Consider the following 24,599-nt stretch of genomic DNA (forward strand, 5'->3'; position numbering starts at 1 on the left):
ACCAGGAGCAGGTCATGCCCTTGCCAGTCCATGCACCGACCGCTGAGCCGTGGCCGGAGGCGCCAGCACCCCGCGCGCGGGGGTGGGCGCATCTCCGGGCGGCAGGCGCCGCCGTCGTGGCGGTCGCCGTGCTCGGGTGGGTCCTGCCCCGGGCCACCGGCGCCTCGTGGTCGGGTATCGCGCCAGTCCTGGCGGGCGTCCGACCTCTCGAGCTGGTCCTGCTCACGGTGGTCTGGGCGGCGGGGCTCCTGGCCTACTCGTACGTCCTGACCGGCGCCCTGCCGGGGCTGAGTCGTCGCCGGGCGCTCACCCTCAACCTCACCGGGAGCGCCGTCTCCAACGTGACCCCGATGGGCGGGGCGCTGGGGGTGGGCACCAACCTGATGATGGTGCGAGCGTGGCAGTTCCGCCCCGCCGCCTTCGCGGCATTCACGGTCGTGACGAACATCTGGGACGTCATGGGCAAGCTGGTCCTGCCCCTGGTGGCCCTCGTCGCCGTCCTCGGCGGCCGCGACCTGCCCACCGGCACCCTCGAGGCAGCGGCGCTCACGACGGGTGTGGTGCTGGGGGCGCTGCTGTCGACGGTCGTGCTCGTGCTTCGCAGCGACCGCGTCGCCCGAGGCGTCGGCCGGGGCGGTGCCGCACTCCTCGGACGGGTCGGCCCCCGCGGGCTCGCCGCTCGGGCGGAGGGCTTCGAGGCGGCGTTGCTGGACACCCGGGCCCGAGTGGCTGGGGTGATGGCGCGGACCTGGCCCCAGCTGACCCTCGGGACCTTGGCCTACCTGACGCTCCAGGGCGCCCTCCTGTGGGCCTGCCTGCGTGCCGTCGGCGCGACGCCCCCGCTGAGCGTCGTGGTCGCCGGGTTCGCCGTCGAGCGGCTCCTCACGCTGGCGGTGATCACGCCCGGCGGCGCGGGCCTGGTGGAGACAGGGACGGCCGGGGTGTTGGTGGCGTTCGGGGTCGACCCGCTCCTGGCGGCCGCGGGAATCCTGCTCTACCGGGGCTTCACGTTCCTCCTCGAGATCCCCGTCGGGGCCGTGTGGCTCGGTGGTTGGGTGGTCGCCCGAGCGCGAGCCGGGCGGCAGGCAGCATGAGGATCCTGCACGCCACCGACACCTTCGGCCCGACGCTCGGGGGGATCGAGGTGATGGTGCGAGACCTGGCAGCGCGGCAGGCCGCCGAGGGCCACGAGGTCACCGTCCTCACGCGGACCCCCGGGCCGGCCTCGTCCGACGTGACGGTGACGGTGAGCCGGGACCCCAGCCTGCTGGCTGACCTGGTGCGAAGGAGCGACGTCGTGCACGCGCACGTGTCCGCCTACTCCCCGCTGGCGCTGCGCGCCGCGGAGACGGCGGCCGCAGCGGGCGTGCCGGCGGTCGCAGCGGTCCACTCGATGTGGGGCAGCGGGTGGCCGCTGGTTCGTGCGGTCGCCGGGGCCCGCGGCTGGTTGGGCAGTCCCATCCAGTGGGCAGCCGTCAGCGAGGCGGCCGCCGGTCCGGTGCGACGAGCACTGCCCGGCCGCCGGGTCATCATCCTCCCGAACGCCGTCGACGTCGCCGCCTGGGCGACGGACGCCCGGCCGGCAGGCCCTCACGTCCTCACCATCGTCTCGGTCATGCGCATGGTGCGGCGCAAACGCCCCCTTGCCCTGGTCGAGACGCTTCGCCGCCTCCGACACCAGCTTCCCCCTGACGTGCGCATCCGGGCGGTCCTGGTGGGGGACGGCCCGCAGCGTCCTTCGGTCCTGAACGCCGTGGCGCGTCACGGGATGGACGGCTGGGTGTCCGTGCCGGGCTCCATGGACCACGAGGCGATCAGGGACGTGTACCGCAGCGCCGACGTGTTCGTGGCCCCGGCCACCTTGGAGTCGTTCGGGATCGCTGCCCTGGAAGCGCGGGCGGCGGGTCTTGCTGTCGTCACCCGCGCCGGCACCGGGGTCAGCGACTTCGTGACCCACGAGCAGGACGGCCTGGTCGCCGGGACGAGCGCCGAGCTGGCATCCGCCCTCGTGCGGCTCTGCACCGACCCTGGCCTGCTCGCTGACCTGCGCACGCACAGCGCGAGGCACCCGCCGGCCTTCGACTGGTCAGATGTGTTGTGGCGCAACGCGTATGGCTACGAGCTGGCCGCCGAGCTCGCCCACGGCCAGGCCGTGAGCGGGCCTGCTCGGGTGTCGCCCCGCCGACCGGCGCTTAGTGACGGCGCGACGGGGGACGAGACGATCAGCGTCCACTGAGGCGACTCCCACCAGCCTGGACCGGCGTCAGCAGCCGTTTGCCGGCCGGTGGGGCGGGTAGGACACCAAGGCAACAGCCGGCAACGAGCGAGGAGCCAGACCCATGACCGAGAACGCGACGCCCAACGACGACCCGAACACGTCGAGGCAGGACACTGGAGCACCCGCCATCGGCCAGGACGAGGAGCAGCAGGACGGCGGCCCCGGTTCGCACACCGAGGCCGGCACCGGCGGCGCGGAGGACGACGCCGCCAGCGGCGGGGTCCCCGAGAAGGCGGACCAGGACGACTGACCGACCACAGGGACTGACCCGCGCGGACCGCACTCGCGCGGGTCAGCCCTTGTCCCGGCGCAGGATTCCCAGCGGCAGCACCAGCCAGTTGATGGTGAAGAGCACCAGGGCGGCGCCCGCGGCAGCGAGGGCCACTGGGGTGTCGGTCACGACGTCGAAGATGACGAAGGCGACGGCCGAGACGGCCAGCGCCAGGGCCACCAGACCGACCCGGGCGCACCGGTTGGCAAGGTCCACGAGCGCTGCCTTCTCGCCCTTGCGGAACAGCAGTCGGTGAGCGCTCACGGGAGCGACCAGGAAGGCGGTCGCGACCACGGCGAGGGCGAAGGCGCCGAGGAAGACCACCCGGTTGAGGTCCTCGATCTGGGTGAACCGCTGCTGGAACGGCAGGGTGAGCAGGAAGCCGGCGAGGATCTGCACACCCGTCTGCACGACGCGCAGCTCCTGGAGCAGCTCGTCCCAGTTGCGGTCGAGCCGCTCGAGCGGGGTCTCGTCGCGGCCGTCGTGGGCGCTGGCCGTGTCGGCGTCGTGGTCCATGGCCCACGTCTACCCCGATTCGCTCCCGGCAACCAGACCAGCGCTGTCTGCCCTTGCGCCGGTGCGGACCTGGTGGTTGTGTGAAGGCAGACACATCGGTCCAAAAGCGGTGCCGTGTCCCATCACTCGAAGGGATGCCCGCCATGGCCCTCGCGACACCGCTCCCGACCACCGCACTCCCTGCGGCGCGCCACGACCACGCCGGACCGGACTCACCGGACCACGCCCGGGCCGAGGAGCTCCTCGCCGAGGTGGAGACGTGCCACGACCGATGGCGCCGGGGTGAGCTGGTCCGTGAGGCGGTCGTCCTCACCCTCGACCTCGCCGACGGAGTGGCACGGCGATACCAGGGGCGCGGCATGGAGCCCGACGACCTCGTCCAGGTGGGCCGGATGGCCCTCGTGAAGGCGGCGAACGGCTACCGTTGCGGACGGGGCAGGAGCTTCGCGGCATACGCGGTGCCGACCATCTCCGGCGAGATCAAGCGGCACTTCCGCGACCAGGGCTGGCTGGTGCGGCCACCGCGACGCCTGCAGGAGCTTCGCGCCGAGGTGGCCGGGGAGCAGGAAAGGCTCCGCCAGGTGCTGCTCCGGGAGCCCACCGACTTCGAGCTGGCCCGGGCGCTGGACGTGGCCACCGAGGAGATCCGCGAGGTGCGCTCGTGCTCGATGGCCTACCACGCCATGCCCTTGGACGCCCTCGACGCCCCGCGGCCGTCCGACGACGAGCGATGGTTCGACGACGTGGTGGTGGCCCGTGACGCGCTCCGGGATGCGTTGGTGGGCTTGGGAGAACGTGACCTGCTGATCGTCCGGCTCCGGTTCGTCGAGGAGCAGACCCAGTCGGAGATCGCCGAGGTGCTCGGCGTCAGCCAGATGCAGGTGTCACGGCTGCTGGCCTCGATCGTGCGACGGTTGCGCGCGGCCATGGGCCTCGAGGTCGAAGGAGTGCAGGCATGAAGCTCGGGTACTTCCTGTCCTGCGAGGAGTACGGCCCCGACGACCTCGTCGAGCAGGCGGTCCTTGCCGAGCGGGCCGGCTTCTCCGGGCTGTGGATCAGCGACCACTACCACCCGTGGAACGACGAGCAGGGCCAGAGCCCGTTCGTGTGGTCGGTGATCGGCGCAGTCTCGCAGGTGTGCTCGTTGCCCGTGACCACGGCTGTGACCTGCCCGACCGTGCGCCTGCACCCAGCCGTCGTGGCGCAGGCCGCCGCGACCTCGGCGACGCTGCTCGGCGGCAAGTTCGTCCTGGGCGTCGGCAGCGGCGAGGCCCTCAACGAGCACATCCTCGGCGGTCCGTGGCCGCACGCCGAACGCCGCCTCGAGATGCTGGAGGAGGCCGTGGGGCTGATGCGTGAGCTCTGGACCGGCAAGGTGGTCTCGCACTCCGGTGAGCACTACACGGTGGACACGGCCCGGATCTACACGCTCCCGGACCAACCGCCCCCGGTCTACGTGTCGGCGTTCGGGCCGAAGGCCCTCGAGGTCGCAGCCCGCATCGGGGACGGCTTCATCACCACCCAGCCTGACGGCGAGTCGGTCGCGGAGTTCCGGCGGCTGAAGGGAGACGACCGGGCGCCGGCGATGGCCGGCCTCAAGGTGGCCTTCGCCGACAGTGCCGAGGAGGGACGCGACCATGCCCACCGCCTGTGGGCGAACTCCGGGCTGCCCGGCGAGCTCGCGCAGGTGCTCCCGTCCCCGAAGCACTTCGAGCAGGCCTCGACGCTGGTCACGAAGGAGGCCACCGGCGAGTCCGTCGTCTGCGGCAATGACGCGCAGGAGCATCGGGACGCCTTCGCGCCGTATGCGGAGGCGGGGTTCGACGAGGTCTTCGTCGCCAACATGGGACCCCACTGGCGCGAGATGATCGAGTTCTACGGGGAGCACGTCCTGCCCCAGGTGCGCTGAGCTGTCGAGCTGGGGAGCCGGCGTCGACCTCGCTCTCTGGCCAGGTCGGGGCCGCTTTCAGGGGTGGGGCTCCCAGATGCCCGGCACCGGCGCCGGCCTGGCGTCCTGGAGCGCGTCGAGCAGGGCCGCGAGGTCCTGGAAGGTCAGCTCGGCGCCGGCGTGCTCGAGCTCGGGCGCACTCGTCCCACCGGTCGCGACGCCGATCGCCACCGCGCCGACCCTGGTGGCGGCCACCATGTCCCAGACCGAGTCGCCCACGACCATCACGTCCTCGGCGTCCAGCCCCGCGCGGAGCAGGACGGTGCCGAGCACGTCCGGGTCGGGCCGGGCGGGGTCCACGTCGTCGGCGGTGACGACGACATCGAAGTCGGGGTGGTCGAGCACCTCCAGCATCGCCCACAGGTCACGCCCGCCTCCGGACGAGGCCAGGCCCACGGTCAGCCCGGCGTCGCGGCACCAGTTCAACAGCGCCCTGGCCGCGGGGAGGGGATGGAGCCGCTCGTGCCACGTGCCGAAGAGGGTGTCGTGGGCCGACGTGATCGCGCCGTCCTGGCTCCGGTCCCGCCCGTCGCCCAGCAGGTGGTGGAGGAGGTGGTCGGCCCCCATCCCGACGGTGTGGTGCACGGCGGCCATGGGTCGGGCGTGACCGAACTGCTGCAGGGCCTCCCACCAGCAGAGCGTGTGCACGTAGGTCGAGTCGACCAAGGTGCCGTCCAGGTCGAAGACGATCCCGCTCGCTCGCGTCAGGCTGTCTGACATGGTGCCTCCCCAGCGCCCGTGCCACCGGGCCGTCGAACTTGCTCCCTCCATCGTGCCCCCGATTGCAGCGGCCCAAACCCCCGCGTTTGGCGTCCGTGGAGTCGGGTAGGTCCAGCAGTGGTGGCGCGCCCCGCTCGCTCACGTCACCGGCATACCGCTCCGCAGCGAGTGCACAGGAGGTCACCATGCCTGCACGCAAACCCGGCCCGTCCGTGAAGGACCCCGAGATGTACGAGGCGCTGCGCGACGACGGCGCCAGCAAGGAGAAGGCGGCCCGCATCTCCAACGCCGCAGCGAACACCTCGCGGCGTTCGGTGGGGGCCAAGGGCGGTCGCAGCGGTGACTACGACGACTGGACCAAGCAGGACCTCATGAAGCGGGCCCGCGAGATCGGGATCGAGGGCCGGTCCTCGATGTCGAAGGCCGAGCTGATCACGGCCCTGCGGAACCACTGAGCCGGCCGCGCGGGCTCAGAGGCTGTCGACCACCTGACGCGCCACGTCCCGGAGCTTCTCGTTGCGGGTGCTGGACCAGCTCTTGAGCAGCTCGAACGCGGCGTCGGCGTCGATGCCGTAGCGCACCATCAGGGCACCCTTGGCGCGCTCGATCACGGCGCGGTGCTCGATCACCTGGGAGGCCTCCTGCCAGACGTCGAGCTTCACCTGGCGTTCGAGGGCCTGGGTGACATCCACCAGGTAGCCGTGCAGGGCGACGACGCGTCCGCCCAGGACGATCCCCTCGCCCACCGAGATGACCTGGCGCACCGCGCCGTCGGCGGTCACCACCCGGTGCGGCTGGGTGAAGGGCTTCCCGGTCGCCAGCGCGCGGTGCAGCGTCGCGGAGGTCTCGGCGTGGTCGTCGGGATGCTTGAAGGAGAGGATCAGCTCGGTGGTCGGCTGCGCCTCGCTCTCGCGCAGGCCGTGGATGGCGAACATCTCCGCGGACCACCACCAGGTGTCGGTGAGGGTGTCGTAGCGGAAGCGTCCGAGGGTGGACGATGGCGTCGGCTGCGGCGCACCACCGACCTGGTGGTCCTGCGTGCAGCCATCGGTGGCAGGGCTCGGCTCGGGCGCCGACATGGGTCCTCCGTGACAGGTGTCCGCTCACAAAGCGGAAGTGAAACGAGAGGGCTGCTCTTTAACCCGGCGTCATCATAGGACACCGAGCGCGCGCGGCCCGGCAAATCGTCCGTCCGGGTGCCCCGACCCGGTCGGCGGGAGCGGTCTGGGCACGTCAGGAGCGCCTCCGGAATGGCGTCAAGCGTTGACAGAACGGGATATTTCGGAAGATGATCACAGGGCTTCAAGCAGCCGGGGCATCTCCTACGACGTCCCCGGAGGCCCTGATGACCGAGTTGATGAAGCCCGTCGCAGACAGCGACGCCGCACCGGTCGGCACGGCACTCGAGGGCGGGTCCGCTGCGTCGGTGCGCGAGCTGCTTACCGAGCTCGCGGCCCTCGAGGACGCCACCCGGGAGCCGAGTGCGAAGCGTCGCGAGCGGCTGGCGGCCCTGGCCCGCGAGCAGGAGATCATCGACGAGCTCCACCGGCGCTGCCCCGAGTCGACGTCACCGAGCTGACCGGAAGAGCCGATCCGCCTGCGGTCAGGAAGTGACCGGAAGTCTTCCTAGGCTGGTGGTAGAACCTCCGAGGGAGAGGTTGCGACGAGAGGACCGGCCATGGACTACAAGATCGAGCTCATCCCCATCTCCGTCACGGACATCGACCGCACGAAGGCGTTCTACGAGGACGTCGTGGGGTGGCCGGCGGACCAGGACCAGGTGGTGGAGGAGGCGGGCCTGCGCTTCGTCCAGATCACGCCACCCGGCTCGGCCTGCTCCTTCTGCTTCGTCACGGGGATGACGATGCTGGGCGAGGGCATGAAGCAGTACATCCAGGTCGTGGTCGCCGACGCCGACGCTGCTCACGCGGAGCTCAAGGGTCGTGGCGTCGAGGTGTCCGAGGTGGAGGACCTGCCGTGGGGTCGGTTCACCCACTTCGAGGACCCCGACAGCAACCACTTCGCCCTCCAGGAGCTGCCCGACTACGCGGCCGGGCTCGCGGCGCGCGAGGCGGCAGCGTCCGGCTCCGCCACCTAGGTGGCGGAGCGCTCCGTCGCCCTCGGCGCCATTGGCCGGCGCAGGACCAGCCCGGCCACCAGCGCGCCGAGGGTGCCGAGCGCCTCGTCACCCAAGGTGTCCTGGTATGCCGTGTCGAGCTCGGTGCCGTGGCGGATGAAGGTGTACCACTCGCCGAGCTCCCACCCGATGGCCAGCACCGCACCGAGTCCGGTGACCAGCAGGACCCGGGTCCACGGTGTCCGGATCCCATGCAGCAGTAGCACGCCGAGACCAGCGCAGAGCAGGACCCAGTTGACGAAGTGGTTGGCGTCGTCCCACCAGGCCACGGAGTCGTAGAGGTCGAGGGTGTTGCCGGTGACGTCGATCAGGAACGGCGCCATGACGAGGGCGAAGGCAGCCCACGGCACCCTGACGCGGCGCCCGCGGTGGACCAGCCACCAGGCCGCCGGCACCACCAGCATCATCACGGGGTACGCGACCAACCGGGCCCCGAAGGCCTTGCCCTCGAACTGCTGGAGGCTGCTCGCGAACGTGCCCACGCCGAGCTGCGCGACGGTCAGCGCCAGGACGGCCGCCGGCGCCCACCAGCCGGCGCGGCTCCGCGCCTCTGCACCGTCTCCGCCGTCTGCCCCGGTTCCGCCGTCTGCCCCGGTTCCGCCGTCTGCCCCGTCTCCGCCGTGCCCCATGTGCAGATCATGGTGGACGAGCCCCCGGGGTGGGGGGACGGCGAGTCAGGCGCAGCCACGCCGCCGGCGACGCTGCGCCTGCGGCGTGGCCCGCGGTCACTCCGGAAGCGGACCCGTCGCCTCCACCTGGTTCAGCTGCTCGCACGACCCCTCGACGGCGAAGTCGTTGCCCTGTTGGCCGTTGCACACGTCGAAGTTGGGGCCCGGCGGGACGGGTGCCGGGTTGTCGCCGGTCATCAGGTCGTCCCCGGTGCCGCCGAGCAGCGTGTCGCTCCCGTAGTTGCCGACCACGATGTCATTGCCTGCGCCACCGTTGACGACGTCGTCGGCCGGGCCGCCGAAGAGCTCGTCGTCGCCCGTGTCACCCATGACGACGTCAGGACCCATCTGCCCGGTGGCGAAGTCGTTGCCGTCACCGGCTCGGAGCAGGTCGGCCCCGCCCTCCCCGGCGAGCTGGTCGTCGCCGGCGCCTCCGACCAGCTGGTCGTCACCCCCGGGGACGTTCATCCCTGCCGGGTTGCCCAGCAGGAAGGTCTCCCCGGTGTCGCCGAGGATGAAGTCGCTCCCGTCGCCACCGTCGAGGCGGTCATTGCCGGGGCCGCCGCAGATCAGGTCGTCACCCCCGCCGCCGTTGACGACGTCGTCACCCGCTCCCGCGAGGATCACGTCCGGGCCAGGAGTGCCGAGGATGCGGTCGGGGCCAGCCGTCCCGACGATCGTCGCGGCATCGACACCGAAGACGAGCAGGCACGGGTCCGGCTCCTGTGCCGAGGCGGTCGAGGCGAGTCCGAGGCTCAGGATCAGAGCCCCGGTGGTGATGAACGGCAGTCTTCGCATGACGCTTCCTCCCTGGTCAGCGGGCGCGGTGTGCCCATCGACCACCGTCCCGCGCTCGATCCGGCCGGTCATGGCGCAGAAGTTCTAGTACGACGGGGACCGTCACGCGGTCTGCGGTCTGCGGGTCTGCGGGTCTGGGGGCCGTTGCCCACCGGCCGGACGACCGCCGAGCTTCACGCCGGGTAGACGGCCACTTCGCTCGCCTTGACGGTCAGCACGACCTCCGCGCCGGGTGCCAGGGCGAGGTCGGCCAGCGCCGCGGGGGTGATGTCTGCCGAGAGGTGTGCCGTGTGGACGCGCACCTGGTGTCCGTGCGGCTCCAGCTCGGTGACGGTCGCGTGCACGACGTTGCGTGGGCTGCCCGATGGTGCCACCCGGTAGACGCCCACCGCGCTCGGGCTGAACACCGCCACGGCTGCCGAGCCCTCGGCCAGGTCGTCGTCCGACAGCCCCTCGACGTGCAGCCCCTCCGGCGTGGTGACCGTCGTGCCGTGGGCCGTGCCGCGCACGAGGTTGAGGCCGGCGATGCGCGCTGCGAACCGGCTGGTGGGCCGGGTCAGCACCCGGGAGGTCGGGCCCTCCTCGACGACCCGTCCGCCCTCGAGCACGGCGACGTCGTCCGCCAGCAGCACGGCGTCGAGGATGTCGTGCGTGACCACGATGGTCGTGCGACCTTCGAGCACCCGGCGCAGCAGCTGGCGGATGGCCGGGGCCGAGTCGACGTCGAGCGCCGACAGGGGCTCGTCGAGCAGCAGCAGGTGGGGCTCGGTGGCCAGCGCACGGGCGATGGCCACCCGCTGGGCCTGTCCGCCCGAGAGCGCCGCGGGCCGGCGGTCGGCGAACGCCTCCGCGTCCACCTGCGCCAGCCAGTGGCGAGCCAGCTCGCGAGCCCGGCCACGCGGCATACCGGAGCTGCGTGGGCCGAAGGCCACGTTGTCGAGCACCGACAGGTGAGGGAACAGGCGGGCTTCCTGCGCGAGCAGCGCCACTCCACGTGCGTGTGGTGGGACCCACGTGGGGTCGCCATCGCCATTGTGGGAGAACAGGATCCGGTCATCGAGGGTGATGTGCCCCGACCCGGGACGCAGGAGGCCCGCGATCGAGGCGAGTGCCGTGGACTTGCCTGCGCCGTTGGGACCGAGCAGCGCAAGGGTGCGCCCGGCCCCGACGTCGATCGCGAGGTCGATGTCGCGCTCGGGAAAGCCCAGGCGGGCCGCCAGCTTCACGATGCCGTCCAGGTCACAGCGCGGTCCTCGACCGTCGGGTGAGGGCGATCACGACCGTGGCGACGACGACGAGCACCAGTGACAGGGCGACGGCCGCCTGGGGATCGGTCTCGCGCTGGAGGTAGATCTCGAGCGGCAGCGTGCGGGTGACTCCCTGCAGGCTGCCGGCGAAGGTGATCGTGGCGCCGAACTCGCCGAGGGCCCGGGCGAACGCCAGCACCGCACCGGAAGCGAGTCCCGGCAGGACGAGCGGGAGGGTGACGCGCAGGAACACCGTGGTGGGTCGGGCGCCGAGCGTCGCGGCCACCTCCTCGTACCGCTGGCCGCCGGTGCGCAGGGCACCTTCGAGGCTGACGACGAGGAAGGGCAGCGCCACGAACGTCTGGGCCATCACGACCGCGGTGGTGGAGAACGCGATCTGCAGACCCAGCACCTCCATGGTGTGCCCGAGCAGACCCCGGCGACCGAACGTGTAGAGCAGGGCTATGCCCCCGACGACAGGGGGAAGCACGAGCGGCAGCAGCACGAGCGAGCGGGCGATCGACTGTCCGCTGAACTCGGTACGCGCGAGGACCAACGCCATCGGCACGCCGAACAGGATGCACAGCACGGTGCTCGCCAGCGAGGTGCGCAGGCTCAGTGCCAGGGCGGCCCGCGAGGACTCGGAGGTGACCAGCGACCCGAAGCTGCCCCACTCGACCCGGGTGAGCATCGCCACCAGCGGCAGGACGACGAACGCCCCGCCGACCGCGGCGGGGAGGAAGACCCAGCCGGGCAGTCCCAGCCGCGGTCGACCTCGCGGCGTGGCTGGCACCTGGGGCGCGACGCGCACGCTACGGCCGGGCGAAGCCGGCGGCTGCGAGGATGCGCCGTCCGGGCTCGCCGGTGACGGCCTCGAGGAAGGCCTGGGCTGCCGCGGGGTTCTTGCTGGCCCGGAGGGTCGCGATCGGGTAGGTGTTCACGGCCGCTGCCGACTCGGCGAGCTCGACGCCCTCGACGGCGTCGCCCGCAGCCTTGACGTCGGTGACGTAGACCAGACCCGCGTCGGCCTCCTGGGACGTGACCTTGCCGAGGACGTCGGTGACCGACTGCTCCTCACTGACCGGCTTGAGGTCGACCTTCCCGGCCGCCTCGACCTTGGCCGCGGCTGCCCCGCACGGCACCGCCGGCGCGCAGAGCACCACCTTCACCCCGGGCGCGGCCAGGTCGGCGAGGCTCGCGATCCCGGCCGGGTTGCCGGGCGGCACCGCGATCTCCAGGGTGTTGGAGGCGAAGTCGACCGGCGCCGCGGCCGTCAGCGAGTCGCCGGTCGCCTTGGCCATGTTCGTGGTGTCGGCCGAGGCGAAGACGTCGGCCGGCGCGCCCTGCTGGAGCTGGGCGACGAGGTCGGAGGAGCCAGCGAAGTTGAACCTCACCTGCACGCCGGGGTGTGCCTTCTCGAACTCGGCCCCGATCTCGGTGAACGTCTTCGTCAACGAGGCGGCGGCGAAGACCGTGACGGTGCCCGTCAGCCTGCCCGAGCCGGATGCGGTCGACGAGGAGCCGCCCCCCTGCCGCGCGTCGTCCGTCGCGGAGCCCGACGCGCAGGCGGCGGTCGCCAGGAGTCCGGCGGTGGCCAGCGCGAGCAGGGGGCGGCGACGCAGGGTGGTCATGACGCTCCCTGGGGAGTCTCGACGATCACGGTGGTGGACTTCACGACGGCGATGGCGACCGACCCGAGCTCGAGCGCGAGGTCGTCGACCGCCTCGGAGCTCATCAGCGAGACGACGCGGAACGGACCGCACTGCATCTCGACCTGGGCCATGACGGTGTCGCGCTTGATGTCGGTGACCAGTCCCACGAACCGGTTGCGGGCCGAGCGCCCGACCCCGCTCGGGTCGGCGACCGCATGGGCCTGGTCGCGGGCGAGCAGGGCCACTCGGTAACCGTCCACGACCATCCGCCCCGCTTCGTCGGAGCCGGCTTCGAGGGCGCCGCTGTCGACCCACCGACGCACGGTGTCGTCGCTCACGCCGAGGAACGACGCGGCATCCTTGATCCTCATCAGCGGCATGTTCCGCACTCTACCTCCGCACCTGCGGATGTGGAGCCGAGTTTGGACCGCAGCAACGGCTGCTCGGATCAGCCGGTGTCGGGCTCCGGCGGCTCGGCAGCGCCATCGCGCTCGTCGCGGTCCGCCCACTCGATGAGCTGGTCGATCTCGAAGACCGCGTCGTCGATCCCGGCGTGCAGGTCGCCCAGCTCGGCGTAGCGGGCCGGCATGGTCGCGATGGTGAAGTCGTCAGGGACCACGTCGTCCACCTCGTCCCAGCGGATCGGGGCCGACACCGTGCCGATCGGGTTGCCGCGCACCGAGTAGGCCGCGGCGATGGTGTGGTCGCGCGCGTTCTGGTTGTAGTCGACGAAGAGGTCGGCGGGGTCGCGGTCCTTGCGCCACCAGGTCGTGGTGACGTCGTCGGGCATCCGCCGCTCCACCTCGCGGGCGAACGCCAACGCGCCACGCCGCACGTCCTTGAAGCCCCACTCGGGCTTGATCCGCACGTAGATGTGCATGCCCGACCCGCCGCTGGTCTTCGGCCACCCGACGGCACCCAGCTCGTCGAGCACCTCGTGGGCCACGTGGGCCACCCGCTGCACGCGGTCCCAGGGGCAGTCGGGCCCGGGGTCGAGGTCGATCCGCCACTCGTCGGGCTTCTCGACATCGGCCCGGCGGCTGTTCCAGGGGTGGAACTCGACCGTCGACATCTGCACCGCCCAGATGACGTGCGCGAGCTCGGTGACGCACAGCTCGTCGGCCGTGCGGTTCCAGCGGGGGAAGGTCACTCGCACCGTCTCGAGCCACGGCGGGGCTCCGTGGGGGACCCGCTTCTGGTGCACCTTCTCGCCGGAGACGCCCTCGGGGAACCGGTGCAGCATGCACGGCCGCTCCCGCAGGGAGTTGACGATCCCGTCCCCGACCGCGAGGTAGTACCTGACCAGGTCGAGCTTGGTCTCACCGCGGGCCGGGAAGTAGACGCGGTCGGGGTTGGTGATGCGCACCTCGCGCTCGCCGACCTCCACCTCGACCGCGGGTGAGCTCGCCTTGGCTGCCATGCCCCCACGCTAGGGGTCGGTATGCCGCCTGCGCACTCCCGCGGCATACCTCAGGTGAGGTGAGGCGGTCGTATGCTCGGCGCATGCTCGAACAGAAGCGCATCCTCGCGACCAGCATCCCCGGCCCCAAGAGCCAGGCCCTCCAGCAGCGCAAGCTCGCCGCCGTGTCCGCCGGCGTGGGCACCGGTCTCCCCGTCTACATCGAGAAGGCGGCCGGTGGCATCCTGCGCGACGTCGACGGCAACCAGCTGATCGACTTCGGTTCGGGGATCGCCGTGACGACCGTGGGCAACGGCAACCAGCGGGTCATCGACGCCGTCACCGCGCAGATCAACGACTTCACCCACACCTGCTTCATGGTCACTCCCTACGAGGAGTACCTCGAGGTGGCCGAGGTGCTGGCCGAGGTCACGCCCGGGACCCACGAGAAGCGTTCCGCGCTCTTCAACTCCGGCTCCGAGGCCGTCGAGAACGCCGTCAAGGTGGCGCGTCACTTCACCGGGCGGCAGGGCATCGTCGCGTTCGACCACGCGTACCACGGCCGCACCAACCTGACCATGGGCCTGACTGCGAAGAACATGCCCTACAAGCACCGCTTCGGCCCGTTCGCGAGCGAGATCTACCGCGTGCCGATGGCCTACCCCTACCGCTGGCCGACCGGCCCGGAGGCGTGTGCCGACGAGGCTTTCGCCGAGTTCGTCGACCTCGTGCACGCGCAGGTGGGGGAGGACAACACGGCGGCCGTCATCCTCGAGCCGATCCAGGGCGAGGGCGGGTTCATCGTGCCGGCCCCGGGGTTCATGAAGAAGGTCGCGGACTGGTGCACCGAGCAGGGGATCCTGTTCATCGCCGACGAGGTCCAGACCGGGTTCTGCCGCACCGGCGACTGGTTCGCCTCCGAGCACGAGGACGTCGTGCCCGACCTGATCACCACGGCCAAGGGCATCGCCGGTGGCATGCCGCTGGCCGCGCTCACGGGTCGCGCCGACGTGATGGACGAGATCCACGTCGGCGGCCTCGGGGGCACCTACGGCGGCAACCCGGTCGCGTGCGCCAGCGCCCTGGCCGCGATCGAGACGATGAAGGTCGACGACCTGGCCGGACGCGCTCGCGCGGTCGAGGCGCTGTTCCGCCCGCGGCTCGAGGCCCTCGCCGACAAGTACGGCGTCATCGGCGACATCCGCGGTCGCGGGGCGATGCTCGCGGTCGAGCTGGTCAGCGACCTCGAGCACAAGACCCCCGACGCCGACCTCACCGGACGGGTCAACAAGGCCTGCCACGCGCGCGGCCTGGTCACGCTCACCTGCGGCACCTTCGGCAACGTCTTCCGGTTCCTGCCGCCGCTGTCGGCCGGCGACGACCTGCTCTCGGAGGGGCTCGACATCCTCGAGGAAGCGTTCGCCGAGTCCGTCTGACACCGTCGTCGGGAGTGCGCGACACGCTGGGCTGAGGCCATTGCCGCCAGCGTGTCGTCCACTCTCGACCGCAGTCGTGAGCACCCAGCCACGACCGTGCGGCCGGCCACTGTTTACCTGGCCGTTGCGTGTCGGTCACCGGCCGGGTCTGGTTCCCCTGTTAGAAAAGGTGAGACCCGGCCAAGTATGAGTTGGCCGGGTCTCGTGTCTCCCGAAGGAGACTGGCCTCCCGAAGGAGGTCCGCTGATCGTGGCTCATCCCGGCCGCCTCGCGCAAGAGGGTGACAGCGACCACTTTCCGCGCTGCACGACCCGGGGTATGCCGCGTGGCAGCATGGCGGGCATGTTCAGGCATGCGACCGGCCGCGACGCGGTGGCGCTGCGCGACCTCGAGAGGGCCGCCAACCTCGTCGCGCTCGCGCACGTCTTCCCGCCCGAGACCCATCCGTACCCGGACCAGGTCGTGCTCGACCGGTGGCGCGAGGTGCTCGCCGACCCGGCGACCACGACCCTGGTGGGCGAGGACGACCAGGGGCTGACGGCCTTCGCCGCCTTCGACGCGACCACCCTGCTCCACCTCGCGGTCCGGCCCGACCACTGGGGCTCGGGTCTGGCCGTGCTGCTGGTGGATGCCGTCCCCAGCCGACGCCTCTGGTGCCTGGCCGAGAACCACCGCGCGCGGCGGTTCTACGAACGACTGGGGTGGCGCCCCACAGGTCGCGAGAAGCTCGAGACGTTCGTCCCGCACCCCGTGCTGTTGGAGTACGAACGGGTCTCGGGCCAGCGCGTCAGCGAGGGGGCATCCGGAGCGCGCCGTCGAGCCGGATGACCTCGCCGTTGAGCATGGCGTTGTCGACGACGTGGCGCACCAGGTTGGCGTACTCGTCGGGGTGGCCGAGCCGCGACGGGTGCGGCACCTGAGCCTCGAGGACGGCCTTGACGTCGCCGGGGAGCCCACTGAGCATGGGCGTCTCGAACGTCCCCGGAGCGATCGTCATGACGCGAATTCCCTTGTCCGCCAGGTCTCGCGCTGCGCTGAGGGTGAGGCCGACGACGCCACCCTTGCTCGCGGCATACGCGGCTTGTCCGACCTGGCCGTCGTAGGCGGCGATGGACGCGGTCATGACGACGACGCCACGGTCGCCGTCGAGGGGCTCGTTGTCGAGCATCGCGGCAGCGGTGAGGCGCAGGACGTTGAACGTGCCGATCAGGTTGATCGTGACGACGTTGGTGAAGTCCTCGAGCGGCAGGGGCCCGCGCTTGCCGACGACCCGACCGGGGGTGCCGACTCCCGCGCAGTTGACCACGATCCGCAGCGTGCCGAGCTCGCGGGCCACCTCGATGGCCGCCTGCACCTGGGCCTCGTCGCGCACGTCCGTCGCCACGAACCGCGCGCGCTCGCCGAGCTCGGCGGCCAGGGCCTCGCCGGGCGACGAGGGGAGGTCGAGGATCACGACAGCTGCACCGTCGGCATGCAGGCGACGGACGGTGGCACCGCCGAGGCCGCTGGCGCCGCCGGTGACGAGGGCGACGGTGGATTCGTTGATCTGCAAGGTTTCTCAGCCTCTCTTGGACGAGCTGGTCGAGTGCTTCAGGAGCTGACGGCTGATGACGAGCCGCTGGATCTGGTTGGTGCCCTCGAAGATCTGGGTCACCTTGGCCTCGCGCATGAAGCGCTCCAGGGGGAAGTCCTGGGTGTAGCCGGCGCCTCCGAGCACCTGGACCGCGTCGGTGGTGACACGCATCGCGTTGTCGGTGCACACGAGCTTGGCGACGGCGGCCTCCTTGGTGAACGGGCGACCGGCGTCGTGCAGTCGCGCGGCGTGCAGGTAGGACGCCCGGGCGCTCGTGACGGCTGCCTCCATGTCGGCGAGCAGGAACGCGAGCCCCTGGTTGTCGCCGATGGGGCGACCGAACTGCTCGCGCTCCTTGGCGTACGCGACCGCGTGGTCGAGGGCGGCCTGCGCCAATCCCGTTGCCGCAGCAGCGATCCCGAGACGTCCGGAGTCGAGGGCTGACAGCGCGATGGCCATGCCCTGGCCGGGCGCGCCGACCAGCCGGTCGGCAGGGACCTGGACGCCCTCGAAGTGCACCTCGCTCACGGTGTCGCAGTGCAGCCCCATCTTCTTCTCCGGGGAGCCGAACGCGAGACCCTCGGCGTCACCGGGCACGACGATGCACGACAGCCCGCGGCCGCCGTCGTCGGACGTGCGGACGAAGGAGGTGTAGAAGTCCGCGTGGCCGGCGTGGCTGATCCAGGCCTTGGTGCCCTTGAGCGTGTATGCCGTGGGGTCGGCCTCGTCGTCGGCGGTCGCCCTGGTGCTCATCGAGGCGACGTCGGATCCAGAGCCGCGCTCGGACAGGCAGTAGGCGCCGAGCTGGTCGCCGGAGAGCATGCCGGGGAGCAGCGCCTCCTGCTGGGCCCTCGAGCCGAACGTGGCGACGGGGTAGCAGGTGAGGGAGTGGACCGAGACGCCGACGGCGACCGACATCCACACCGAGGCGATCTCCTCGACGACCTGCAGGTAGACCTCGTACGGCTGGCCGCCGCCGCCGAACTCCTCGGGGTAGGGGAGCGAGAGCAGCCCGGCCCGCCCCAGCACCCGGAACGCGTCCCTCGGGAGCTCGGGGGTCGTGGCCGCCCGACGCTCCGCGTCGGAGACCTGCGGGAGCAGCTCCTTCTGGCAGATCTCGCGCGTGAGGTCGATGAGGTCCTGGCCCTCCTCGGTGGGCATCAGACGGGTCACAGGCATGCCCCGATGGTAGTAGTAGGACGTCCTAGTACTTGAATCCCGCAGGTCAGGCGGGGTCGACGGGGGTGAGCTCGGGGCGCTTGGCCTGCACGGTGTCGCCGGACGACTCGCCTCGGAGCCGCCGCTGCACCCACGGGGCCAGGTGGGTCCTGGCCCACTCGGCGTTCGCGGCGGCCGACTCGCGCCGCGCCTGGGGAGGCTGCGGCGGGAGGGGGGTCGACCAGTCCGCCCGGTCGGTGTCGTGGCCCAGCGCCGACAACGCGTTGAGGGCGACCCGGCGGTGACCCTCGGTGGTCATGTGGATCCGGTCGTCGGCCCACAGGCGGAAGTCCTGCAGGGCCTTCATGCCCCACTGGTTGATGACGTAGGCGCCGTGCTGCTGGGCGATGCTGAAGATGTTGGCCGAGTGGATCGCGTGCCGGCCCCGCAGGTGCTTGAGCAGGGGCGCCCCGACGGGGTCGGTCGGTGTCGCGAGGAGTACATCCGCCCCCGACTCGCGCAGCCGCGCGACGGCCGCCTCGAGCCGGGCGGCGATGGCGTCGAGGTCCGCCTTCGGTCGCAGGATGTCGTTGCCGCCGCCGACCATTGAGACGAGGTCGGGGCCGAGCTCGATCGCGGCGTCGAGCTGGGGGCCGATCACGTCGGCGAGCAGGCGGCCACGCACGGCGAGGTTGGCGTAGGCGAAGTCGCCGCCCTCACGGTGGGCGATCGTCGCGAGGTGGGAGGCGAGCCGGTCGGCCCAGCCGACGTAGGAGTTGGCGCGGGTCGGGTCGGGGTCGGACATCCCCTCCGTGAACGAGTCGCCGATCGCGACGTAGCGGTGCCAGACCTTCCCGCGCTCGGGTAGGTGGGTCTGGTTGTCGTCCGCGGGCACGGCTTCGGGGGTGTCGGTCACGGCAGGCTCCAGTCGATCGGTGCGGCGCCCTGCTGGGCGAGGAGGTCGTTGGCGCGGCTGAACGGCTTGCTCCCGAAGAAGCCCGAGTGCGCCGACAGGGGGGAGGGGTGTGCGCTCTCGACGGCCGGTATGCCGGGCAGGTGGGGCACGAGGTTCCTCGCGTCCCTGCCCCACAGGATCGCCACGAGCGGCCCGCCGCGCTCGACCAGGGCCGTGATGGCGGCCGCCGTGACGGACTCCCACCCCTTGCCGCGATGGCTGGCGGGCTTGCCGGGGGCGACGGTGAGCACCCGGTTGAGCAACAGCACGCCCTGGTCGGCCCAGGGGGACAGGTCGCCCGAGGCGGGGCGGGGAAGCCCGAGGTCGCTCTCGAGCTCGGTGTAGATGTTGACCAGCGACCGGGGGACGGGCCGCACGTCGGGTGCCACGGAGAAGGACAACCCGACGGCGTGGCCGGGGGTGGGGTAGGGGTCCTGTCCGACGATCAGCACCCGCACGTCGTCGAGCGGGCGCTCGAACGCCCGCAGCACGTGCCTGCCTGCGGGCAGGTAGCCACGTCCGGCGGCGACCTCCCCGCGCAGGAACTCGCCGAGCTGCGCGACGGTGTCGGCCACCGGTGCCAAGGCGGCCGCCCACGAGGGGTGGACGAGCTCGGTCAGGGCAGTGGGCGGCATACCCAGAAACTAGCCCGGCGCAGGCGCCCGGGCTCAGCGGGCCCCGCGGGCGACGTCCGCGCCACGGCTCAGCGGAAGATCGCGGCCAGGTCGTCGAGCCGGGCGGGCACCAGCTGGAACCACGCCCAGGTGCCGCGTCGCTCCCGGGTCAGCAGTCCCGCCTCGGTCAGCACCTTGAGGTGGTGGCTCACGGTCGGCTGGCTGAGCCCGACTGCCGGGGTGAGGTCGCAGACGCAGGCCTCGTGGCCCTTCGACGACCGGATCAGCGACAACAGCTGGAGCCGCACGGGGTCGGCGACCGCCTTGAGCAGCTGGGCGGTCGCCTCGGCCTGCTCGCGACCCATCGCCTCGTCGGTCGTCAGCGTGCCGCAGCAGACCCCGCCGTCGGCCGCGGGGGTGTCGCGCAGGGTGGCGATCAGCTGGGGCACGGGTCCTCCTGGGGTGCGCATGGACAGAGGGCTACTCAATATTGACAAACGTCGATGCAGCCGGTTCACTTCCTGCATAGACCATAGTCGATGCACTCGTCGACGAGGAACCGGTCAGAGGCAACCCAGGGAGAGCACCATGTCGCGTGTCCAGCTCGCACTCAACGTCGCCGACCTCGAGCGCTCGGTCGAGTTCTACTCGACCCTGTTCGGCACTCCGCCGCACAAGCGCCGGCCCGGCTACGCCAACTTCGCCATCGCGGAGCCGCCGCTGAAGCTGGTGCTCATCGAGGTCCCAGCCGACCAGCGCGGCGAGGGCACGGCCCAGGCGCTCAACCACCTCGGCATCGAGGTGGACAGCAGCGCCGACGTGGACGCCGGGGCAGCCCGGCTCCGCGAGGCCGGGCTGGCCGCGTTCGACGAGCGGGACACGACCTGCTGCTACGCCCTGCAGGACAAGGTCTGGGTGCACGACCCGGCTGGTGCGCCCTGGGAGGTCTACACCGTCAAGGACGACGACCCCGCCGACGGACGGCCGGCCACCGCCAGCCTCCCGCTCGTGGCAGGCACGAACGACGGCGGCTGCTGCACGACTGCCCCCGCCGGCGCGTCGTCGGCCGATCGCGCCGACGAGCCTGCGGCCGCGCCCGCCCAGCAGGAGCCCTGCTGCGCGTGACGCTCCCCAGCCACCCGACCACGGCACCGCCGCACGTCGTCGCGAAGCTGTCGACCCTCGACCGGTTCCTCCCGGCCTGGATCGGTCTGGCCATGGTGGCCGGCCTGCTGCTGGGGCGGCTAGTGCCCGGACTGGGCGAGGTGCTGTCCTCCGTCGAGGTCGACGGAGTCTCCCTGCCCATCGCCGTCGGGCTGCTCGTGATGATGTACCCGGTCCTGGCCAAGGTCCGTTACGACCGCCTCGACACGGTGACCGGAGACCGGCGGATGCTCGTCTCGAGCCTGGTCCTCAACTGGCTCGTCGGCCCGGCCCTGATGTTCACCCTGGCCTGGCTCCTGCTGCCCGACCTCCCCGCCTACCGGACCGGCCTGATCATCGTGGGGCTGGCCCGCTGCATCGCCATGGTGATCATCTGGAACGACCTCGCCTGCGGTGACCGCGAGGCGGCCGCAGTGCTCGTTGCGCTCAACTCGGCCTTCCAGGTCGTCGCCTTCGCCGGCCTCGGCTGGTTCTACCTGTCCGTCCTGCCGGGGTGGCTCGGCCTCCAGCAGTCCGGGCTCGACGTCTCGCCGTGGCAGATCGCCACCTCGGTCGTGGTGTTCCTCGGCGTCCCCCTGCTGCTCGGCTACCTGTCGCGACGTGTCGGTGAGTCCCGGCGCGGGCGGGACTGGTATGAGCAGCGCTTCCTGCCACGAGTGGGCCCCTGGGCGCTCTACGGCCTGCTCTTCACGATCGTCATCCTGTTCGCGCTGCAGGGGAGGCAGATCACCAGCCGACCCCTCGACGTGGCCAGGATCGCCCTTCCCCTGCTCGCGTACTTCGCGCTGATGTGGGGCGCCGGCTTCGTCCTCGGTCGCGTCCTGGGCATGTCCTACGCGCGCACCACGACCCTCGCCTTCACAGCGGCCGGCAACAACTTCGAGCTGGCCATCGCGGTCGCCATCGCCACCTTCGGTGCCACCTCGGGGCAGGCCCTCGCGGGGGTCGTCGGCCCGCTGATCGAGGTCCCGGTCCTGGTCGCGCTGGTCTACGTCAGCCTCGCGCTGCGTTCCCACTTCCCCACCCTCGAAAGCGAGAACCCATGAGCGACAAGCCTTCCGTCCTGTTCGTCTGTGTCCACAACGCCGGGCGCTCGCAGATGGCCGCGGCATACCTCGCACACCTCGGCGGGGGCGCCGTGGAGGTGCGGTCCGCCGGGAGCCAGCCGGCCGACGAGGTCAACCCGGCAGCCGTCGCCGCGATGGCCGAGGAGGGCATCGACATCGCCGCCGAGACCCCGAAGGTGCTCACCACCGAAGCGGTCGAGTCCTCCGACGTGGTCGTCACGATGGGGTGTGGCGACACCTGTCCCTACTTCCCCGGCAAGCGCTACGAGGACTGGGTGCTCGACGACCCGGCCGGTCAGGGTGTCGAGGCGGTCCGCCCGATCAGGGACGAGATCCGCGCGCGCGTCGAGGTCCTGCTCCGCGAGCTGGGCGTGACACCGCGGGCCTGACCGCCGCCGTCCACGGCGGGAGCAGTCGTTAGCCTCGAGTGGTGACTCCACGCTGGCCCGTCGTCCTGTTCGACTTCGACGGCACCCTCGCCGACACCATCCCCCTCATCGTCGCGTCGTACCACCACGCGCTCGGCTCGGTCCTGGGTGAGGTGGCGCCCGAGGACGAGGTCCGCTCGTGGATCGGCCGCCCCCTGCAGCCCGTGCTCGAGGAGCGCTACCCCGGTCGCGGCGCGGAGCTCACCCACGTCTACCGCACGTGGAACCTCGCCAACCACGACGAGCTGATCCGCACCGTCGACGGGGTGCCCCAGCTGCTCGACGACCTGCACGCCGCGGGCGCGCGCACCGGTGTGGTCTCGAGCAAGAAGGGCGAGACCGTGCGCCTCGGGTTGCGCGCCGTCGGGCTCGAGGCCCGCATCGACGTCCTGGCCGGGCAGGAGGAGACCACCCTCCACAAGCCGCACCCCGCGCCGCTCCTGTATGCCGCGGAGCAGCTCGGTGCCCCGCCGCACCACTGCGTCTACGTCGGTGACGCGACCGTCGACGTCGAAGCCGCCCGCGCGGCGGGCATGAGCGCGGTGGCCGTCACCTGGGGTGCCGGTCTCCAGCCCGCCCTGGCCGCGACGGGTCCGGATGCCCTCGTCGCAGACGTCGACGCGTTGCGCACGGCACTGTTCGGGCCGGCGGCCGGCTGAGGCTTGCACCCGGCAGCAGGTTGCGCCCCTAGACTCGCCGCGTGCACGGCTACAGCGACGCAAACCTCGAGGCCCTCGGCGACGCGATCCTCGCCTACTCCGCCGACCGCCTGAAGCTCGACCCGGTCCCGCTCGACGGGCCGCAGACGCTCGCCGAGCTCGACGCGAAGGCCGGCCAGACCATCACGGTCGACGGCATCGGCGGCCTCGAGGCGCTCAAGCTCTTCGAGGAGCACCTCGCCCAGGCCTGCATCTCCACCGACCACCCGCGTTACCTCTCCTTCATCCCGTGCGCCCCGACCGAGGCCGCGGCGATGTTCGACCTCGTGGTCGGGGCGTCGTCGATCTACGGCGGCTCGTGGCTCGAGGGTGCCGGCGCGGTGTTCGCCGAGAACCAGGCCCTGCGCTGGATCGCCGACCTGGTCGGCCTGCCCCCCGAGGCCGGCGGCGTCTTCGTGCCCGGCGGCACGATCGGCAACCTCTCCGCCCTCGTCGCGGCCCGCCACACGGCCCGCATGAAGGCCGCGCACGAGTCGCGCACCGGGACCGGTGCGCGGCCCTGGCGGGTCGCCGCCACGCACGGCGCACACTCCTCGATCCAGTCGGCCTGTGACGTCATGGACGCCGAGCTGGTCGGTGTCGAGGTCGACGACCGCGGCCGGCTCAGCGGTGCGGCCCTGCGCGAGGTCCTGCTGGCGCACGGCCCCGAGACGTTCTTCGCCGTGGCGGCGACCAGCGGCACCACCAACTTCGGGATCGTCGACGACCTCGCCTCGGTGGCCGAGGTCTGCCGTGAGTTCGGGATCTGGTTCCACGTCGACGGTGCCTACGGCGGCGCTGGTCTGGCGGCTCCGTCGGTGCGGCACCTCTACGCCGGCATCGAGCACTGCGACTCGTTCATCGTCGACCCGCACAAGTGGCTGTTCGCGCCGTTCGACTGCTGCGCGCTGATCTACCGTGAGCCGGCGCTGGCCCGTGCCGCGCACACCCAGCACGCCTCCTACCTCGACGTGCTGACCGACAAGCCCGACTGGAACCCCACTGACTACTCGGTGGGGCTGACCCGCCGAGCCCGTGGCCTGCCGTTCTGGTTCTCGCTGGCCACCCACGGCACGGGCGCCTACCGCGACGCCGTCGAGCGGACGCTCGAGGTCACCCGGTTCGCCGCCGAGGAGATCGCCCGCCGCGACTACCTCGAGGTGGTCCGCGAGCCCGACCTGTCGGTGGTGGTCTTCCGCCGGGTCGGCTGGACCGCCGCCGAGTACCAGGAGTGGTCCGACCGGATGCTCGCCGACCAGTTCGCGTTCGTCGTCCCCACCTCCCACCTCGGCGAGACCCTGACGCGGTTCGCGATCGTCAACCCGCGGACCTCCGAGGACGACATCACGGCCATCCTCGACACCATGGCCTGAGGCGCGAATCGCCTGGTGGGGCGAGTGGGACGGGTGTGACCAAACCCGTCGAGACCCGTCGCCGCAGAGTTCGCGAGTGGAATGACAAGCGTGTGATTCGCTCCGTATAGTTGCCCTTGCACGCACGGACGACACGTCCGCTCGTCACGTCTGCACAGCAGGCACGCCTGTGTCTCATCCAAGGAATGGTCGAGAGTTGAACTTCGCACACGAGCAGGGTCAGGTCAGCGTCACCACGGAGCTGAGCGATCGTGACCGCGAGATCATCGCCTTCGAGCGCCAGTGGTGGAAGTACGCCGGTGCCAAGGAGCAGGCGATCCGCGAGCTGTTCGACATGAGCGCCACCCGCTACTACCAGGTGCTCAACGCGCTCATCGACTCGCAGGCCGCCCTCGAGGCCGACCCGATGCTCATCAAGCGCCTCCGCCGGCTGCGCGCCTCGCGCCAGCGCGCCCGCAGTGCCCGCCGGTTGGGCATCCAGCTCTGACCGAGCCCCCTG

At 71.6% G+C, this 24,599-nt stretch carries 31 protein-coding genes; 16 read left to right on the forward strand and 15 right to left on the reverse strand.

What is annotated here, in order from left to right; genetic code table 11:
* Positions 1-116: 116 nt before the first annotated feature.
* The 3 genes from ABD262_RS15090 (at position 117) to ABD262_RS15100 (ending at position 2,528) form a co-directional block, all read left to right on the forward strand.
* Entirely contained in the window at positions 117-1,094 is a 978-nt protein-coding gene (locus ABD262_RS15090) for a lysylphosphatidylglycerol synthase transmembrane domain-containing protein (RefSeq protein ID WP_344137872.1), read from the forward strand.
* Entirely contained in the window at positions 1,091-2,236 is a 1,146-nt protein-coding gene (locus ABD262_RS15095) for a glycosyltransferase family 4 protein (RefSeq protein ID WP_344137875.1), read from the forward strand. Before ABD262_RS15090 ends, ABD262_RS15095 begins: the two co-directional genes overlap by 4 nt.
* 103 nt (positions 2,237-2,339) lie before the next feature.
* Positions 2,340-2,528, forward strand: coding sequence for a hypothetical protein (locus ABD262_RS15100; protein ID WP_344137878.1), 189 nt, complete (start codon positions 2,340-2,342; stop codon positions 2,526-2,528).
* Positions 2,529-2,570: 42 nt separating this feature from the next.
* Here the strand turns inward: ABD262_RS15100 and ABD262_RS15105 are convergent, their stop codons facing one another.
* Entirely contained in the window at positions 2,571-3,065 is a 495-nt protein-coding gene (locus ABD262_RS15105; protein ID WP_344137881.1) for a DUF6328 family protein, read from the reverse strand.
* Positions 3,066-3,208: 143 nt separating this feature from the next.
* On the opposite strand from ABD262_RS15105, the gene ABD262_RS15110 reads away from it, so the two are divergent.
* Positions 3,209-4,024, forward strand: coding sequence for a sigma-70 family RNA polymerase sigma factor (locus ABD262_RS15110; protein ID WP_344137884.1), 816 nt, complete (start codon positions 3,209-3,211; stop codon positions 4,022-4,024).
* On the forward strand, positions 4,021-4,974 hold the full coding sequence (locus ABD262_RS15115) for a TIGR03557 family F420-dependent LLM class oxidoreductase (protein WP_344137887.1): 954 nt from the start codon (positions 4,021-4,023) through the stop codon (positions 4,972-4,974). The genes ABD262_RS15110 and ABD262_RS15115 overlap by 4 nt, the downstream gene beginning before the upstream one ends.
* Before the next feature lie 57 nt (positions 4,975-5,031).
* Here the strand turns inward: ABD262_RS15115 and ABD262_RS15120 are convergent, their stop codons facing one another.
* A complete protein-coding gene (locus ABD262_RS15120; RefSeq protein WP_344137890.1) occupies positions 5,032-5,733 on the reverse strand; it encodes an HAD family hydrolase in 702 nt (233 codons plus the stop codon).
* 185 nt (positions 5,734-5,918) lie between these two features.
* On the opposite strand from ABD262_RS15120, the gene ABD262_RS15125 reads away from it, so the two are divergent.
* The gene (locus tag ABD262_RS15125) at positions 5,919-6,188 is read left to right on the forward strand and encodes a DUF7218 family protein (RefSeq protein ID WP_344137893.1); all 270 of its coding nucleotides are present in this window, start codon (positions 5,919-5,921) and stop codon (positions 6,186-6,188) included.
* Between the two features lie 15 nt (positions 6,189-6,203).
* Here the strand turns inward: ABD262_RS15125 and ABD262_RS15130 are convergent, their stop codons facing one another.
* On the reverse strand, positions 6,204-6,812 hold the full coding sequence (locus ABD262_RS15130; protein WP_344137896.1) for a PAS and ANTAR domain-containing protein: 609 nt from the start codon (positions 6,810-6,812) through the stop codon (positions 6,204-6,206).
* Positions 6,813-7,078: 266 nt separating this feature from the next.
* On the opposite strand from ABD262_RS15130, the gene ABD262_RS15135 reads away from it, so the two are divergent.
* On the forward strand, positions 7,079-7,312 hold the full coding sequence (locus ABD262_RS15135; RefSeq protein ID WP_344137899.1) for a hypothetical protein: 234 nt from the start codon (positions 7,079-7,081) through the stop codon (positions 7,310-7,312).
* Between the two features lie 99 nt (positions 7,313-7,411).
* On the forward strand, positions 7,412-7,831 hold the full coding sequence (locus tag ABD262_RS15140) for a VOC family protein (protein WP_344137902.1): 420 nt from the start codon (positions 7,412-7,414) through the stop codon (positions 7,829-7,831).
* Here ABD262_RS15140 and ABD262_RS15145 read toward each other — a convergent pair.
* The 7 genes from ABD262_RS15145 to ligD form a co-directional block, all read right to left on the reverse strand.
* On the reverse strand, positions 7,828-8,499 hold the full coding sequence (locus tag ABD262_RS15145) for a hypothetical protein (protein WP_344137905.1): 672 nt from the start codon (positions 8,497-8,499) through the stop codon (positions 7,828-7,830). The genes ABD262_RS15140 and ABD262_RS15145 overlap by 4 nt on opposite strands.
* 96 nt (positions 8,500-8,595) lie before the next feature.
* Positions 8,596-9,336, reverse strand: a complete 741-nt coding sequence (locus ABD262_RS15150) for a calcium-binding protein (RefSeq protein ID WP_344137908.1) — start codon at positions 9,334-9,336, stop codon at positions 8,596-8,598.
* Positions 9,337-9,509: 173 nt separating this feature from the next.
* On the reverse strand, positions 9,510-10,562 hold the full coding sequence (locus ABD262_RS15155) for a sulfate/molybdate ABC transporter ATP-binding protein (RefSeq protein ID WP_344137911.1): 1,053 nt from the start codon (positions 10,560-10,562) through the stop codon (positions 9,510-9,512).
* 13 nt (positions 10,563-10,575) lie between these two features.
* Complete coding sequence (locus tag ABD262_RS15160; RefSeq protein ID WP_344137914.1) at positions 10,576-11,376, reverse strand: ABC transporter permease; 801 nt, start codon at positions 11,374-11,376, stop codon at positions 10,576-10,578.
* A 19-nt stretch (positions 11,377-11,395) separates the two neighbouring features.
* A complete protein-coding gene (gene modA / locus ABD262_RS15165; protein WP_344137917.1) occupies positions 11,396-12,214 on the reverse strand; it encodes a molybdate ABC transporter substrate-binding protein in 819 nt (272 codons plus the stop codon).
* Positions 12,211-12,615 carry a TOBE domain-containing protein gene (locus tag ABD262_RS15170; protein WP_344137920.1) on the reverse strand — a complete coding sequence of 135 codons (405 nt, stop codon included), beginning with the start codon at positions 12,613-12,615 and terminating at the stop codon, positions 12,211-12,213. The genes modA and ABD262_RS15170 overlap by 4 nt, the downstream gene beginning before the upstream one ends.
* Positions 12,616-12,683: 68 nt before the next feature.
* The gene (gene ligD / locus ABD262_RS15175; protein WP_344137923.1) at positions 12,684-13,655 is read right to left on the reverse strand and encodes a non-homologous end-joining DNA ligase; all 972 of its coding nucleotides are present in this window, start codon (positions 13,653-13,655) and stop codon (positions 12,684-12,686) included.
* An 83-nt stretch (positions 13,656-13,738) separates the two neighbouring features.
* On the opposite strand from ligD, the gene gabT reads away from it, so the two are divergent.
* Together gabT and ABD262_RS15185 are read left to right on the forward strand one after the other, a co-directional pair.
* Positions 13,739-15,070, forward strand: a complete 1,332-nt coding sequence (gabT, locus tag ABD262_RS15180; RefSeq protein ID WP_344137926.1) for a 4-aminobutyrate--2-oxoglutarate transaminase — start codon at positions 13,739-13,741, stop codon at positions 15,068-15,070.
* Between the two features lie 342 nt (positions 15,071-15,412).
* On the forward strand, positions 15,413-15,898 hold the full coding sequence (locus ABD262_RS15185) for a GNAT family N-acetyltransferase (RefSeq protein WP_344137929.1): 486 nt from the start codon (positions 15,413-15,415) through the stop codon (positions 15,896-15,898).
* Here ABD262_RS15185 and ABD262_RS15190 read toward each other — a convergent pair.
* The 5 genes from ABD262_RS15190 to ABD262_RS15210 all read right to left on the reverse strand — a co-directional run bounded on the left by ABD262_RS15190 (position 15,858) and on the right by ABD262_RS15210 (position 19,819).
* Positions 15,858-16,622: a 3-hydroxyacyl-CoA dehydrogenase gene (locus tag ABD262_RS15190; protein ID WP_344137932.1), complete on the reverse strand. Its 765-nt coding sequence runs from the start codon at positions 16,620-16,622 to the stop codon at positions 15,858-15,860. The genes ABD262_RS15185 and ABD262_RS15190 overlap by 41 nt on opposite strands.
* Before the next feature lie 6 nt (positions 16,623-16,628).
* Complete coding sequence (locus tag ABD262_RS15195; RefSeq protein ID WP_344137935.1) at positions 16,629-17,822, reverse strand: acyl-CoA dehydrogenase family protein; 1,194 nt, start codon at positions 17,820-17,822, stop codon at positions 16,629-16,631.
* Between the two features lie 46 nt (positions 17,823-17,868).
* The gene (locus tag ABD262_RS15200) at positions 17,869-18,696 is read right to left on the reverse strand and encodes an SGNH/GDSL hydrolase family protein (protein WP_344138244.1); all 828 of its coding nucleotides are present in this window, start codon (positions 18,694-18,696) and stop codon (positions 17,869-17,871) included.
* 17 nt (positions 18,697-18,713) lie between these two features.
* Positions 18,714-19,391 (reverse strand): uracil-DNA glycosylase, encoded by a 678-nt coding sequence (locus ABD262_RS15205; protein WP_344137938.1) that lies wholly within the window; start codon positions 19,389-19,391, stop codon positions 18,714-18,716.
* 68 nt (positions 19,392-19,459) lie between these two features.
* A complete protein-coding gene (locus ABD262_RS15210; protein WP_425564882.1) occupies positions 19,460-19,819 on the reverse strand; it encodes an ArsR/SmtB family transcription factor in 360 nt (119 codons plus the stop codon).
* A gap of 139 nt (positions 19,820-19,958) precedes the next feature.
* On the opposite strand from ABD262_RS15210, the gene ABD262_RS15215 reads away from it, so the two are divergent.
* The 6 genes from ABD262_RS15215 to ABD262_RS15240 all read left to right on the forward strand — a co-directional run bounded on the left by ABD262_RS15215 (position 19,959) and on the right by ABD262_RS15240 (position 24,587).
* Complete coding sequence (locus tag ABD262_RS15215) at positions 19,959-20,495, forward strand: ArsI/CadI family heavy metal resistance metalloenzyme (RefSeq protein WP_344137941.1); 537 nt, start codon at positions 19,959-19,961, stop codon at positions 20,493-20,495.
* Complete coding sequence (gene arsB, locus ABD262_RS15220; RefSeq protein ID WP_344137944.1) at positions 20,492-21,580, forward strand: ACR3 family arsenite efflux transporter; 1,089 nt, start codon at positions 20,492-20,494, stop codon at positions 21,578-21,580. The genes ABD262_RS15215 and arsB overlap by 4 nt, the downstream gene beginning before the upstream one ends.
* The gene (locus ABD262_RS15225; protein WP_344137947.1) at positions 21,577-21,990 is read left to right on the forward strand and encodes an arsenate reductase ArsC; all 414 of its coding nucleotides are present in this window, start codon (positions 21,577-21,579) and stop codon (positions 21,988-21,990) included. Before arsB ends, ABD262_RS15225 begins: the two co-directional genes overlap by 4 nt.
* Positions 21,991-22,031: 41 nt before the next feature.
* Entirely contained in the window at positions 22,032-22,688 is a 657-nt protein-coding gene (locus tag ABD262_RS15230) for an HAD family hydrolase (protein ID WP_344137950.1), read from the forward strand.
* Positions 22,689-22,729: 41 nt separating this feature from the next.
* A complete protein-coding gene (locus ABD262_RS15235; RefSeq protein ID WP_344137953.1) occupies positions 22,730-24,100 on the forward strand; it encodes a pyridoxal phosphate-dependent decarboxylase family protein in 1,371 nt (456 codons plus the stop codon).
* Positions 24,101-24,296: 196 nt separating this feature from the next.
* Positions 24,297-24,587 carry a DUF3263 domain-containing protein gene (locus tag ABD262_RS15240; RefSeq protein WP_344137956.1) on the forward strand — a complete coding sequence of 97 codons (291 nt, stop codon included), beginning with the start codon at positions 24,297-24,299 and terminating at the stop codon, positions 24,585-24,587.
* Positions 24,588-24,599 lie beyond the last annotated feature (12 nt).

It is taken from the genome of Pedococcus bigeumensis (assembly GCF_039531795.1).
Lineage (GTDB): Bacteria > Actinomycetota > Actinomycetes > Actinomycetales > Dermatophilaceae > Pedococcus > Pedococcus bigeumensis.

Bases quoted from the DNA above. Each gene is read 5' to 3' on its own strand.
- ABD262_RS15205 (WP_344137938.1), bottom strand. From the start codon at position 19,391: ATGCCGCCCACTGCCCTGACCGAGCTCGTCCACCCCTCGTGGGCGGCC.
- ABD262_RS15225 (WP_344137947.1), top strand. From the start codon at position 21,577: ATGAGCGACAAGCCTTCCGTCCTGTTCGTCTGTGTCCACAACGCCGGG.
- ABD262_RS15115 (WP_344137887.1), top strand. From the start codon at position 4,021: ATGAAGCTCGGGTACTTCCTGTCCTGCGAGGAGTACGGCCCCGACGAC.
- ABD262_RS15095 (WP_344137875.1), top strand. From the start codon at position 1,091: ATGAGGATCCTGCACGCCACCGACACCTTCGGCCCGACGCTCGGGGGG.
- ligD (WP_344137923.1), bottom strand. From the start codon at position 13,655: ATGGCAGCCAAGGCGAGCTCACCCGCGGTCGAGGTGGAGGTCGGCGAG.
- ABD262_RS15135 (WP_344137899.1), top strand. From the start codon at position 7,079: ATGACCGAGTTGATGAAGCCCGTCGCAGACAGCGACGCCGCACCGGTC.
- ABD262_RS15195 (WP_344137935.1), bottom strand. From the start codon at position 17,822: ATGCCTGTGACCCGTCTGATGCCCACCGAGGAGGGCCAGGACCTCATC.
- ABD262_RS15170 (WP_344137920.1), bottom strand. From the start codon at position 12,615: ATGCCGCTGATGAGGATCAAGGATGCCGCGTCGTTCCTCGGCGTGAGC.
- ABD262_RS15120 (WP_344137890.1), bottom strand. From the start codon at position 5,733: ATGTCAGACAGCCTGACGCGAGCGAGCGGGATCGTCTTCGACCTGGAC.
- gabT (WP_344137926.1), top strand. From the start codon at position 13,739: ATGCTCGAACAGAAGCGCATCCTCGCGACCAGCATCCCCGGCCCCAAG.
- ABD262_RS15125 (WP_344137893.1), top strand. From the start codon at position 5,919: ATGCCTGCACGCAAACCCGGCCCGTCCGTGAAGGACCCCGAGATGTAC.
- ABD262_RS15105 (WP_344137881.1), bottom strand. From the start codon at position 3,065: ATGGACCACGACGCCGACACGGCCAGCGCCCACGACGGCCGCGACGAG.
- ABD262_RS15185 (WP_344137929.1), top strand. From the start codon at position 15,413: ATGTTCAGGCATGCGACCGGCCGCGACGCGGTGGCGCTGCGCGACCTC.
- ABD262_RS15140 (WP_344137902.1), top strand. From the start codon at position 7,412: ATGGACTACAAGATCGAGCTCATCCCCATCTCCGTCACGGACATCGAC.
- ABD262_RS15150 (WP_344137908.1), bottom strand. From the start codon at position 9,336: ATGCGAAGACTGCCGTTCATCACCACCGGGGCTCTGATCCTGAGCCTC.
- modA (WP_344137917.1), bottom strand. From the start codon at position 12,214: ATGACCACCCTGCGTCGCCGCCCCCTGCTCGCGCTGGCCACCGCCGGA.
- ABD262_RS15130 (WP_344137896.1), bottom strand. From the start codon at position 6,812: ATGTCGGCGCCCGAGCCGAGCCCTGCCACCGATGGCTGCACGCAGGAC.
- ABD262_RS15215 (WP_344137941.1), top strand. From the start codon at position 19,959: ATGTCGCGTGTCCAGCTCGCACTCAACGTCGCCGACCTCGAGCGCTCG.
- ABD262_RS15145 (WP_344137905.1), bottom strand. From the start codon at position 8,499: ATGGGGCACGGCGGAGACGGGGCAGACGGCGGAACCGGGGCAGACGGC.
- ABD262_RS15110 (WP_344137884.1), top strand. From the start codon at position 3,209: ATGGCCCTCGCGACACCGCTCCCGACCACCGCACTCCCTGCGGCGCGC.
- ABD262_RS15100 (WP_344137878.1), top strand. From the start codon at position 2,340: ATGACCGAGAACGCGACGCCCAACGACGACCCGAACACGTCGAGGCAG.